At 59.6% G+C, this 12,575-nt stretch carries 10 protein-coding genes; 3 read left to right on the forward strand and 7 right to left on the reverse strand.

Annotation, left to right across the window (positions count from 1 at the left end; translation table 11 throughout):
- Positions 1 to 2: 2 nt before the first annotated feature.
- Together msub_RS14185 and msub_RS14190 are read left to right on the forward strand one after the other, a co-directional pair.
- Complete coding sequence (locus tag msub_RS14185) at positions 3 to 1,298, forward strand: FAD-dependent monooxygenase (RefSeq protein ID WP_048496608.1); 1,296 nt, start codon at positions 3 to 5, stop codon at positions 1,296 to 1,298.
- A 42-nt stretch (positions 1,299 to 1,340) separates the two neighbouring features.
- A complete protein-coding gene (locus msub_RS14190) occupies positions 1,341 to 1,706 on the forward strand; it encodes a histidine triad nucleotide-binding protein (protein ID WP_048496609.1) in 366 nt (121 codons plus the stop codon).
- Between the two features lie 79 nt (positions 1,707 to 1,785).
- Here msub_RS14190 and phoU read toward each other — a convergent pair whose 3' ends face one another.
- The 5 genes from phoU to msub_RS14215 all read right to left on the reverse strand — a co-directional run bounded on the left by phoU (position 1,786) and on the right by msub_RS14215 (position 7,293).
- Positions 1,786 to 2,508 carry a phosphate signaling complex protein PhoU gene (gene phoU / locus msub_RS14195; protein ID WP_048497137.1) on the reverse strand — a complete coding sequence of 241 codons (723 nt, stop codon included), beginning with the start codon at positions 2,506 to 2,508 and terminating at the stop codon, positions 1,786 to 1,788.
- 33 nt (positions 2,509 to 2,541) lie between these two features.
- A complete protein-coding gene (gene pstB, locus msub_RS14200) occupies positions 2,542 to 3,429 on the reverse strand; it encodes a phosphate ABC transporter ATP-binding protein PstB (protein ID WP_048496610.1) in 888 nt (295 codons plus the stop codon).
- 11 nt (positions 3,430 to 3,440) lie between these two features.
- Positions 3,441 to 4,715, reverse strand: coding sequence for a phosphate ABC transporter permease PstA (gene pstA, locus msub_RS14205; RefSeq protein WP_048496611.1), 1,275 nt, complete (start codon positions 4,713 to 4,715; stop codon positions 3,441 to 3,443).
- On the reverse strand, positions 4,708 to 6,096 hold the full coding sequence (gene pstC, locus msub_RS14210; RefSeq protein ID WP_048496612.1) for a phosphate ABC transporter permease subunit PstC: 1,389 nt from the start codon (positions 6,094 to 6,096) through the stop codon (positions 4,708 to 4,710). Before pstC ends, pstA begins: the two co-directional genes overlap by 8 nt.
- 144 nt (positions 6,097 to 6,240) lie before the next feature.
- The gene (locus tag msub_RS14215; protein WP_082146502.1) at positions 6,241 to 7,293 is read right to left on the reverse strand and encodes a substrate-binding domain-containing protein; all 1,053 of its coding nucleotides are present in this window, start codon (positions 7,291 to 7,293) and stop codon (positions 6,241 to 6,243) included.
- 194 nt (positions 7,294 to 7,487) lie between these two features.
- Between msub_RS14215 and msub_RS14220 the strand changes: the two genes are divergently transcribed.
- Positions 7,488 to 7,892: an acyl-CoA thioesterase gene (locus tag msub_RS14220; protein WP_048496614.1), complete on the forward strand. Its 405-nt coding sequence runs from the start codon at positions 7,488 to 7,490 to the stop codon at positions 7,890 to 7,892.
- Positions 7,893 to 7,894: 2 nt separating this feature from the next.
- Here the strand turns inward: msub_RS14220 and msub_RS14225 are convergent, their stop codons facing one another.
- Together msub_RS14225 and nifJ are read right to left on the reverse strand one after the other, a co-directional pair.
- Positions 7,895 to 8,887, reverse strand: a complete 993-nt coding sequence (locus tag msub_RS14225) for a dihydroorotate dehydrogenase-like protein (protein ID WP_048496615.1) — start codon at positions 8,885 to 8,887, stop codon at positions 7,895 to 7,897.
- Positions 8,880 to 12,473, reverse strand: coding sequence for a pyruvate:ferredoxin (flavodoxin) oxidoreductase (nifJ, locus tag msub_RS14230; protein WP_048496616.1), 3,594 nt, complete (start codon positions 12,471 to 12,473; stop codon positions 8,880 to 8,882). Before nifJ ends, msub_RS14225 begins: the two co-directional genes overlap by 8 nt.
- Positions 12,474 to 12,575 lie beyond the last annotated feature (102 nt).

Genomic DNA, 12,575 nt, shown 5'->3' on the forward strand with positions numbered 1-12,575 from the left:
ATATGACTCAAGCCTTTGATATTGTAGTGGTGGGCGCCGGCATGGTCGGTGCCGCCCTGGCCACTGGCCTTGGCCAGGCCGGCTTCAGTGTTGCCCTGGTTGATCGTGCCCCCCCGCCCGTCTTCGATCCGCAAGCCAGCCCGGATATTCGGGTGTCCGCATTGAGCGCCGGCAGTGAGCGCTATCTCGCAAGCCTGGGGGCGTGGAACAGCATTCTTGGCATGCGGGCAACACCTTACCGGCGACTGGCGGTGTGGGATGACACCCGGCATCCACTGCAGAATATTGTGCCCCGCAAACTGACCGAGGTTGAGTTCGATGCCACACAACTCGGCGCGCCGCATCTCGGCCATATCGTCGAGAATTCGGTCACCCAGCAGGCACTGTGGCAGGCCGCAGAGGCTGAACCACAGGTTAGCCTGATCCACGGCCTTGGCGTTTCGTCGCTGACCCAGTCCGGTAACGAAGTAACCGTGAGGCTGGATGACGGGCGTGAACTCACCGCGGCCCTGGTGGTTGGCGCCGACGGTGCAAGGTCGCGGGTGCGGGAACTGGCCGGCATCGGCACCAGCCGGAACCAGTACAGCCAGCAGGCCATGGTGATTTCCTTGCGCTACCAGGGCCCGGTGGAGGACATTACCTGGCAAGGTTTCCACCCTTCCGGCCCCCGGGCTTTCCTGCCCCTGCACAGTGCTGGCCCTGACCATCCGGGCGAAAGCTGGGCATCGCTGGTCTGGTATGACTCGCCGGACGAACTGGCCCGCCTGAAAGCGCTGGGCGAAGACGCCCTGATGGCGGAGATCCAGTCGGCCTTTCCAGCCTGCCTGCCACCGCTGAGCCATATCGATGCCCGGGCCTCCTTCCCCATTGCACGCCAGCATGCCCGGCACTATTTCGCCGGCAGGGTGGTTCTGGCCGGCGATTCAGCCCACACCATCAATCCCCTGGCCGGTCAGGGTGTTAACCTGGGCTTCCAGGATGCCCAGGCATTACAGGCCATGCTGAGGGAAGCCAGGCGCGCCGGTGATGACCTGGCCAGCAGCCATTGGCTGGATCAGTATGAGCATCAGCGCCGCCCGGCGAACCGCCGGATGATGCTCACCATGGACCTGTTCTACCATTTGTTCAGCAACCAGGTGCCGCCCGTACACCTGCTCCGGAACCTGGGCCTCGGCGCCGCCCGCGCCCTGCCCTTCGCCCGCAACCGGGTGGCCCGCTATGCCATGGGCATTGATGAGGAACTGCCGGCCATGGTGAAGCAGATCACCGCCCGAATTCCCGGACTGAATCAGCTTTAGAACGCAACCATCACCTTCCGGAAAACGCTAAAAGGAGCCACCATGTCAGACACGATTTTTACCAAGATCATCAACCGGGACATTCCCGCCGACATCATCTATGAGGACGATATCAGCCTGGCGTTCAGTGATATCAACCCCCAGGCACCGGTGCATTTCCTGGTGATCCCGAAAAAGGCCATCGCCACGATCAACGACATCACCGAAGAAGATCGCGAACTGGTGGGGCATCTGTACCTGGTTGCAGCGAAGATTGCCCAAGAGAAGGGGTTTGCGGATGACGGCTATCGAGTGGTCATGAACTGCGGCGATAACTCCGGGCAAACGGTGTTTCACATCCACCTGCACGTATTGGCCGGCAAGCCGCTGGGGTGGCCGCCTTATACCGACAGGATGAAACAGGCCTGAGTGACAAATGGTGAACGCGTAAACATGGGGTCAGATGAACGTGTTCATCTGACCCCGACTTCATGACCCGGGGCTCAAGTCAGGGGCCGACGACTCTCTCGGCCTCTTCCAGCGGCGTATGACGAACGTCCTCGCCTTTGACCATGAAGATCACGTTCTCGGCAATGTTACAGGCGTGGTCACCAACCCGCTCCAGAGCGCGAAGTACCCACATCACCGACATGCACCGTGAGATGTTTCGGGTATCCTCCATCATGAAGGTCAGCAGGGTGCGTGCAGCCGCCTGATACTCCTCGTCGACCCGTTTGTCTTCCTTCATGATCCGCAATGCCTGTTCGGAATCCAGCCGGGCGAAGGCATCCAGGGCGTCATGAAGCATGGTAAGCACGTGGGTGCCGATGTGGCGTACCTCCACGTAACCGCGGGGGGCCTGACCTTCCTCGGTGAGTTTGATGGCAAGCTTGGCGATTTTCTTCGCTTCGTCACCAACCCGCTCCAGATCAGCCACCATCTTGATGACCGAGATCACCAGGCGCAGATCCCGTGCGGTGGGCTGACGTCGGGCGATAATCAACGTCGCTTCTTCGTCGATTTCCACTTCCATCCGGTCAACTTTCTTGTCATTGGCGCGAATTTCGTCGGCCATATGGCCGTCGCCGTCCACCAGGGCCTGAATGGCATTCTCGACCTGTGCTTCAACCATACCGCCCATTTTCAGGAACTTGGTTTTGAGCTCCATCAGTTCGTCATTGAACTTGTGGGAAATGTGATCCCCGTAAACGTCGTCCTTCTTGGTAGGCATACTGTTCTTCTCCAAAATTCCTCAGATCCGGCATCAGCCGAAACGACCGGTGATGTAGGATTCTGTCAGCTTATGTTCCGGCGAGGTGAATACCTTGTTGGTTTCATTCACTTCCACCAGGTGCCCCAGGTGGAAATAAGCCGTGCGGTGCGATACCCGGGCTGCCTGCTGCATTGAGTGAGTCACTATCACGATAGTATAGCTCTCGGACAGCTCGGCAATGAGCTCTTCCACTTTCGCAGTGGCAATCGGGTCCAGTGCCGAGCAGGGCTCGTCCATCAGCACCACTTCGGGGCTGACGGCAATAGCGCGGGCGATACATAAACGCTGCTGCTGGCCACCGGACATGCCGGTCGCGGTCGCGTCCAGGCGATCCTTGGCCTCTTCCCACAGGCCCGCCTTGCGCAGGCTGTTCTCGACAATCTCGTCCAGGTCCGACTTGCGGTTTGCCAGCCCGTGGATCCGGGGGCCATAGGCCACGTTATCGTAGATCGACTTCGGGAACGGGTTCGGCTTCTGGAAAACCATGCCGACCCGGGCACGAAGTTCAACAACATCCCGCTTCGGATCATAGATATCGTGATCATCCAGTTGCAGAGACCCTCTGACCGAACAGATATCGATGCTGTCATTCATCCGGTTCAGGCAACGCAGAAAGGTCGACTTGCCACAGCCAGAGGGACCAATGAACGAAATGACTTCATTGCGGGCAATATCCAGGCTGATCTTCTTGATGGCACGGGTATCACCATAAAACACGTCGACATCGCGGAGCTTGAATTTTGCATCCTCGACGTAGGGCTTTCCGACGGTCTTACCTTCCTCGATAACGGTTTCGGCCGGCTTCTCTTCCTGAACCGGAACCACAGGCCCGTCCGGCTGGGACGCTTCACTGGTGATGGTGGGATTTATGCTATTCATTAACTATCTCCTTACCACCGGCGTTCCAGACGCTTGCGCATCCAGATCGCCAATGCATTCATACTGATCAGGAAGGTCAACAGCACCATAATGGCCGCTGATGCACGTTCAATAAAGGCCAGCTCAGGACTGCCTGCCCAAAGGAATACCTGCACAGGCAAAACGGTTGCGGAGTCGAAGAAGCCATTCGGTACATCGACGATGAACGCAACCATACCAATCAGCAGCAGTGGCGCGGTCTCTCCGAGTGCCTGGGCCATGCCGATAATTGAGCCGGTAAGCATACCGGGCATGGCCAGCGGCAACACATGATGCAGAACCACCTGCATCTTTGACGCGCCTATGCCTTCGGCCGCTTCACGAATGGAAGGCGGCACGCTCTTGATAGCGGCGCGACTGGAGATGATGATGGTGGGCAGTGTCATCAGGGTCAGTACCAACCCACCCACTGCCGGGACCGACCGCGGCATGCCAAACAGGTTAATAAACACCGCCAGGCCCAGCAGACCAAAGATGATCGACGGAACCGCGGCCAGGTTGTTGATGTTCACTTCGATAAAATCGGTCAACCTGTTCTGGGGCGCAAACTCCTCCAGATAGATGGCCGCCGCCACTCCGATCGGAAACGACAGTACCAGGGTAACGAACATGGTCAGCAACGAGCCCACGATCGCCCCCAGAACGCCCGCTTTGGAGGGATCCCTGGAGTCGCCGTTGCTGAAGAACACATCATTGAAGGCGGTATCAATCACGCCCCGCTCCAACAACTGATCCACCCAGGCCTGTTGCTGCTCGGAGAGCTTGATCGAATAGGCATCATCATCGCCGTGTTTGACATACACGTCGACATCCGTGTGCGCCAGGAAGGTCATGGTCCGGGTCGTGCCCAGCCAGTCCGGGTTGGCTTTCAGGGCATCGCGCAGGGTAATCGAGGCGTAAGGGTTGATGAGATCCCGCACCGCATCCCGGTCCGACTCGGTGGCCTCGGGAATTTCCTTGAGCAGCGCCTGGATCAGCGGTTCCACGAAATCCGCCATCTTGAGCTGACGCTCATCGGTGGCATCGTCGAGGTACATCATCTCACCATCCAGCTCCACATCCAGTGTAACGGTGGTCTTGATGAAGCCGGTATAGCCCTTGCCAATGATATCGGCGAACAATACCAGCAGCGCCGACAGTGCAATGGCGATGGCAATGATGCCGTAGGCACGGAACCGGCGTTCCTTGCGGTAACGGTGCTTGAGTGACTGGCGGACAATCTCCGCCTGTGAACGTTGATCAGTCATACTGTTCCCGATATTTGCGTACGATTTTCAGGGCAATAACGTTGAGCAGCAGGGTTGCCAGGAAAAGCATGGCACCGAGGGCAAACGCCGCCAGCGTTTTGGCGCTGTCGAATTCCTGGTCACCGGTGAGCAGGGTTACGATCTGAACCGTTACCGTCGTCACGGTTTCCAGCGGATTGGCCGTGAGATTCGCGGCCAGTCCTGCGGCCATGACCACAATCATGGTTTCGCCGATAGCGCGGGAAACCGCCAGCAATACGCCCCCCATAATACCCGGCAGTGCTGCGGGGAAAATGACCTTTTTCATGGTTTCCGACTGGGTGGCACCCAGCGCCAGGGAGCCGTCCCTCAGGGTTTGCGGCACCGCATTGATCACATCATCCGACAGGGAAGACACAAACGGGATGATCATGATCCCCATTACCCCACCGGCCGCCAGGGCGCTCTGGGAAGAAGCATCGATTCCAAGTGAGGCGGCAAAATCGCTGATAAACGGCGCCACTGTCAGCGCCGCGAAAAAGCCGTAGACCACAGTTGGAATTCCGGCCAGCAACTCCAGAAGGGGCTTCACCACACTGCGAACGTGCTTGTTGGCGTATTCCGAGAGGTAAATCGCCGACAGCAGTCCCACCGGTACGGCAACCACCATGGCGATGGCCGAAATCAGCAGGGTGCCGGTGAACAGCGGAATCATGCCAAAGGCACCTTCAGCGGCAACCTGATCCGCTCTCAGCGCCGTCTGCGGACTCCAGTTGGTGCCAAAGAAGAATTCAATGAAGGAGATTTTCTGGAAAAAACGGAAGGTCTCAAAGGCCACCGAAAAAATAATGCCGATGGTGGTCAGAATCGCCAGGGCGGCACTGGCAAAAAACAGCCACTTCAGAATGGACTCCACCTGAACCCGGGCATTGAGCCGCGGCTGTATCCGCAACCAGCCCAGGAAGCCGGCCAGCACCGACACCGAAATAACCAGCACCGACATCAGCAACTGACTCTGCTCCCGCAGGGCCTTGAGCCGTTCCGCCGCCTCAACGATGGGTGGCTCAACGAATCCCGGTGGCAGGGCACCACTGGCCACGTTACTGATCTGGCTTAGCAACAGGCTTGCCCGGCCCTCGGTGTCAGGAATCAGCTCCGGCGGCAGGGAACCGATTATCAGGGCCTGGATGACCTTGTCCTGAAACGCCGCCCACAGGGCCAGCACCAGTATTGCCGGAATCACGCACCAGAGTGCAGCCCGGGCGCCATAGTAAAACGGCAGGGACTTGAGATGACGTATTCCCCCCAGCGGCATCGCCAGTGCCCGAGACCGGGCATAGCCCAGTCCGTAAGCCACCAGGGCCAGGACGAGGGTCAGTAGAAGGAGAGTGGATGCTTGCATGAATTTTCCCGTCTGACACTTCAAGTAGGCAACAAGTGTAAAGATTTAACGCGGGTTTCGCACTTGGCGCTTTTTACGGACAAAAGGGTGCGGGCCTTTTCAGGCCCGCACCCTTGTCGGTTATACCCTGGCGGGATAACAGTTTTACATCAGTTCTTCTTTTGTCAGGTTCGGCATGTTGGCCGCTTTGTCCTGCAGATCCATCAGCGCATCGCGCGTCGGAACAATCAGGCCAACATTCTTGAGGTAGCCGTTCGGACCCATGGCGGCCGGGCTGACAAACTCATCAACATACTCGGTGATACCCGGGATAACGCCAACGTGCGCTTTCTTGACGTAGAAGAACAGGGAGCGGGCAACCGGATACTCGTCCTTGGCGATGGCTTCGATCGTTGGCTTGACACCATTCAGAGTGGCAGCCTGGAGACGGTCGGCGTTCTCTTCCAGGAAGCTGTAACCGAACACACCGTAAAGGCCAGTGTCATCAATCAACTTCTGGACGATCAGGTTGTCGTTCTCGCCCGCTTCGATGAAGGCGCCGTCTTCACGGATGCTCTGACAGACCGCTTCCATGTCGTCCTCGCTCATGTCAGCAACGGCCGGCAGGTCTTCACAACCACCCTGCAGAGCCAGCTCATTGAAAGAGTCGCGGGTACCGGAAGTCGGGGGAGGTCCCATCACACGGATAGCCACATTCGGCAGGTCAGAATCGATCTCGCTCCATTTCTTGTAAGGGTTCGGGATCAGTTCTTTCTCGTTTTCAGGGTTCGGCACTTCCTTGCCCAGAGCCAGGAACAGCTGCTCAAGCGTCAGATCCATATTCTGGGCTTTGCTGGAGCTGGCGATTACGATGCCATCAGAGCCGATTCGGAACTCGGTGATGTCCTTGACGCCGTTACTGGCGCACAGATCGAACTCGGAGGTCTTCATGCGACGTGAAGCGTTGGTGATGTCAGGGTGCTGGGTACCAACACCCTGGCAGAACAGCTTCATGCCGCCGCCGGAACCGGTGGATTCCAGTTTCGGGGTGGGGAAGTCAGTCTTGGTACCAAAACGCTCGGCCACAACGGTAGCGAACGGATAAACAGTGGAGGAACCCACAATGCTGATGGTGTCACGAGCCATGGCCGGTGCGGACATGGCGGCTACCGAGCCAGCCAGCGCAACAGCTGCGAGTGCTTTGTTCAGTTTCATCACGTCAAGTCTCCATTATTAGGTTTGGACGTTCTGTCGGATGTGTTTTACCGATGAATGCAGACTAATGGCACTCTGTGACAACTTTGTTACAACTCCTGAAATATAGTCAGGAATGTTCTATTTTGCTTGCAGCGGCGCTACAGCCCGTTAACATGCGGGTTAAAACAATTACCAGTCTCGCTAAAGGCAGTACTATGACCGCGTATGATGACGACAAACCCACGCCCCGTGGTGAACTGACACTTCAGGTAGTCCCGCTCCCCGTTGACACCAACGCCAATGGCGATGTGTTCGCCGGCTGGCTGGTCAAACAGATGGACATTGCGGCTGCCACCATGGCCGGTCGCATTTCCCAGGGCCGCAATGCGACCGTCGCCATGGACCGGATGGAGTTTCTGTCGCCGTTACGGGTGGGCTCCCAGGTGGGCTGCTATTGCGAGCTGGTCGATATCGGGCGCAGTTCGATGAAAATCAACGTGGAAGTGTGGACTCTGGACCGCACCGCGAAGAACCCGCGCAAGGTGACGGAAGGCCTGTTTGTTTACGTTGCCATTGATGAACACGGCCGGATCCGGGAAGTGCCCGAACAAAGTCTCTGAATTCATTTCCAGCCGTGTAAAAGGCGGGCGTAATTCAAGCGTTCCCAGGCCCGGACATTCGGAGCGCTCGCCATGGACAGGACACCCCGGGCTTCGGCCAGCGAGCTGTACCCCATCCTGGAGAGCCGGTCATTCATCTCCCGGGTAATTCTCGCCAGGGCAGCAGGGCCTTCGGCCAGCAGCGCAGAAACCACCTGCACAGCCGAAGCGCCGGACAGGATCGCCTTGGCCGCATCATCCCCAGTGTGAACGCCACCCGAAACGACCATCTCCAGTGAGGTCTGGCCATAAAGCACGGCCACTGCGTGCAAACGCAGCGGCAGCTCGGCACTGGACGAAAGCACCACCTCGCGGCTCAGCTCCAGCTCGTCCAGATCCATATCCGGCTGGTAAAACCGGTTGAATAGCACCACCCCATGGGCGCCAGTCCTTTCAATCCCTGCCACAAACGCCGGTAAGGCGGAATAGAAAGGTGATAGCTTGACGCTGACCGGGATGCTCACCTGCTCCACCACAGACCGGACTACGGCCAACTGGCGCTGCTCCAGCGAGTCCGCCGTGTCGGTTGGATCCGAGGCCAGGTCGTAGAGATTCAACTCAATGGCCTGGGCGCCTGCCGCCTCCAGATCCCGTGCATACTGGGTCCAGCCGCCAGGGGATATGCCGTTGAGTGAGCCAATCACGGGGACATCCAGGGCACGACGAAGCTGCTCCAGGCGCCGGCAGTAACTACCAGAGCCAATCTCGAAGACCTCGGACTCCGGAAAAAACGAGCGTGCCTCGGCGTCTATGTTGGTTCGGGAATCAATAAACCGGTGGGCGGCCATCTGCTCCTCCACCAGCTGCTCCTCAAACAGCGAATGCATGACCACGGCACCGGCCCCTGCCTCAACGCAGGCTTTCAGGGCGTCCAGGTCATCGGTCAGCGGGCTGGCGCCAACCACGAGGGGCGAACGGAGTTCCAGCCCCAGCCAACGGGTTGCCAGCTCAGTCATGACGTTCACCCTTGTCGTTGTCAGTGTCGGAAGATTCGTGGGGCTCAAAGTGGATCCCCGCCAGCTGCTTGTAGAGTTCACGCTGTTCGGTCGCCGCCTCCGAAGCTGCGGCCACCAGCTGTTCGTAGCGCTGGGGGTCTCTCAGCTCCAGCATCCGGAACCGGGCTTCTTCCTGCATGTAGGCTTTCATGGTGACTTTCTGTCGCAGGGAGTCCAGCTGCAGGGGCGGCAGCCCTTCGTGGATACGGCGGGGGTCAAACCGGTACAGCGGCCAGGCCCAGCTGTCCACTGCCCGCTTCTGCTGTGCCGGTGAATGCACCAGGTCGTAACCATGGGCAATACAGGGGCTGTGGGCGATGATCAGTGCCGGACCATCGAAACTCTCCGCTTCCTGCAGAGCCTTGGTGGTGTGGTTGCTGTGGGACTGCATGGCGATCTGGGCCACGTAGACGTGGCCATAACTCATGGCGAGCAGGCCCAGGTCCTTCTTGCGGGTTGCCTTGCCGGCGGCGGCGAACTTGGCAATCGCACCCATGGGAGTGGCCTTGGATTGCTGGCCGCCGGTGTTGGAATAGACTTCGGTGTCGAGTACCAGCAGTTTCAGGTTCTGGCCCGAGGCCAGGGCGTGGTCCAGACCGCCATAGCCGATGTCGTAGGCCCAGCCATCGCCGCCAATCACCCAGACACTCTTCGGGCACAATTCGTCGGCCAGGCCGTCGAGCTCCCGGGCCTCCGCTCCCGGCTGGTCCGCCAGCCAGCTGCGAAGCTGTTCTATGGCTGCGCGCCTTGATGCCATAGCCGTCTCATCGGTGGTGGTGCAGGCACAGGTCAGATCGGCATAAAGCCCCTCAGGCAGTTGGCCCTGCAATTTATCCAGCAACTGCCGGGCCCGACCCACGAGCTTGTCCAGACCCAGACGCATGCCCATTCCCAGTTCCGCCGCGTCTTCGAACAGCGAATTGTTCCAGGTGGGTCCCCGTCCGTCGGCATTGACCGTGTAGGGCGTGGTCGGCAGATTGCCACCGTAGATCGAGGAACAGCCGGTGGCATTGGCAATCAGCAGCCGATCCCCCACCAACTGGGTCAGCAGCCGGATATAGGGTGTTTCGCCGCAGCCGGAACAGGCGCCAGAATATTCGAACAGCGGAATCAGCAGCGGCAGGGATTTGAAATCCCGGGGAATACGATCCCTCGGGACATCCGGCAATTGCCGGAAAAACGCCAGGTTGTCCGCCTCCACCTCACGGTGCTGCTCGATTGGCTGCATATTGATGGCTTTGCGTTTGGGCTGGGTCCGGTCCTTTGCCGGGCAGACCTCGACACACAAGCCACAGCCGGTGCAGTCGTCGGGGGCCACCTGTATACGGTAATCGAGACCCTCCAGCTCCGACGTGTGGGTTTCCGGCACCACCTCGAACGCCTCCGGCGCACCCTTGACCGCCTCCGGCTCAAACACCTTGCTGGTGATCGCGGTGTGCGGACAGATCATTGCGCAGAAGTTGCACTGCACGCACAGGTCGGATTCCCAGATGGGTATTTCCAGGGCGATGGTTCGCTTCTCGTACTGGCTGGTTCCCGTTGGCCAGGTACCGTCCGGTGGAAAAGCACTGACAGGCAGCTTGTCCCCCTGCCCTTCCAGTAACAGGCGAGTGACTTTCTGCACAAAGTCCGGCGCATTCTCCGGCACTCTCGGCGGTCGGGTGCGGGTTGCCGTCACCTTGGCCGGTACCGGCACCTCGTGCAGACTGTCCAGCGCCGAATCCACCGCTTCCACGTTGCGGCGCACCACTTCCGGCCCGCGGCGGCCCCAGGTTTTGCGAATGGACTCCTTGATGTAGGCAATGGCCTCATCCCGGGGCAGGATATCCGCCAAGGCGAAGAAGCAGACCTGCATTACCGTGTTGATCCGCCGTTCCAGCCCCGCTTGTTCCGCGACCTCGGCGGCATCGATAACAAAAAGCCGGGCCTTACGCTCAACCAGCGCCCGCTGGACCTCCACCGACAGCCGGTCCCAGACCTCCCCTTCTGGCCAGGGCACATTGAGCAGCACCGTCGCGCCCCCGGCGGCATGTTCCAGCACATCGAACCGCTCCAGGAACTGGGGCGCATGAATGGCCACGAACTGGGCCTTGTTGATCTGGTAACTGGAGCGGATGGGCAGTGGGCCGAACCGAAGGTGGGATACCGTGGTGGCGCCGGATTTCTTGGAGTCATAGACGAAATGCCCCTGGGCATACAGGTCCGTGCCCTCGCCCAGAATCTTGATACTGGCCTTGTTGCTACTGACGGTGCCATCTGCGCCCAGACCGAAGAACAGCGCCCGGCGGGTTTTCGGGGACTCAATATCCAGTTCGCTATCCACGTCCAGCGAGAGATGGGTAACATCGTCCCTCACGCCGACAGTAAAACGGGTTTTCGGCGCTTCGGCTTTCAGTTCGTCGAAAATGGCGCGCACCATGGCCGGGGTAAATTCCCGGGAAGACAGACCATAGCGGCCGCCGATCACCCGGGGCAGCACCTTGCGCTCGCCCCCACTCCAGGCTTCCATCAGGGCGCCACTGACCTCCAGCAGCAAGGGCTCACCCTGGGCTCCGGGCTCCTTAGTGCGGTCCAGCACCGCCAGATGCTCGACGGTATCCGGTAAAGCGTTCAGGAAACGGTTCGTGGCAAAGGGCCGGAACAGGCGCACCTTGAGGACCCCGACCTTATCGCCCTGCTCCAGCAGCCACGCCACTGTCTCATGGGCGCATTCGGCCCCGGAACCCATCAGGATGACCACCCTATCGGCCTCGGGGTGGCCGACATAGTCAAACAGCCGGTATTGGCGGCCGGTAATCCCGGCGAACCGCTCCATCACCGTTTCCAGCATGCCCGGAAACGCCTGATAGAACGGATTGGTGGCCTCCCGGGCCTGGAAGAAGGCGTCGGGATTCTGGGAGGTGCCCCGAACCACTGGCCGGTCCGGCGTCATCCGGCGGCTCCGGTGAGCCTCCAGTCCTGCGTGCGGCACCAGAGCTCTAAGATCGTCATCGCTCAGGGCGGCGATTTTGGAGATCTCATGGGAGGTGCGGAAGCCGTCGAAGAAGTGCATCACCGGCACCCGGCTTTCCAGGGTGACGGCATGGCCGATCGCAGCCATATCCTGGGCTTCCTGCACCGATCCCGAAGCCAGCAGGGCAAAACCGGTACCGCGGGCACTCATGACATCGGAATGGTCGCAGAATATGGATAAGGCGTGAGTGGCAAGGCTGCGGGCGGCAATGTGCATGCACAAGGGCGACAGTTCACCGGCAATCTTGTACAGATTGGGCAGCATCAACAGTAGCCCCTGGGACGCAGTAAAGGTGGTTACCAGAGAACCGGCCTGCAGCGCCCCGTGCATGGCCCCGGCCGCACCGGCCTCGGACTGCATCTCCACCACACTGGGCACCTGCCCCCAGAGATTGGGTTTGCCCAGAGCCGCCCAGTCATCAGCGTGTTCGCCCATCACCGAGGCGGGCGTAATCGGATAGATGGCAATGGTCTCGCTCAGGCGGTAAGCCACCGAGGACACAGCTTCATTACCGTCGAGGGTATGGAACTCCATGGCCACGACTCCCTGTGGTGAGGCCGGCAGACAGTTCTGAGTCTAGTCTCGGGCGGCGCAACCGCAAGGGTGCAGGGTTGATCTGAGACAGGTTTGGCGAAG

Origin of the sequence: Marinobacter subterrani (genome assembly GCF_001045555.1) — a bacterium.
In the GTDB taxonomy this organism is placed as follows: Bacteria; Pseudomonadota; Gammaproteobacteria; order Pseudomonadales; family Oleiphilaceae; genus Marinobacter; species Marinobacter subterrani.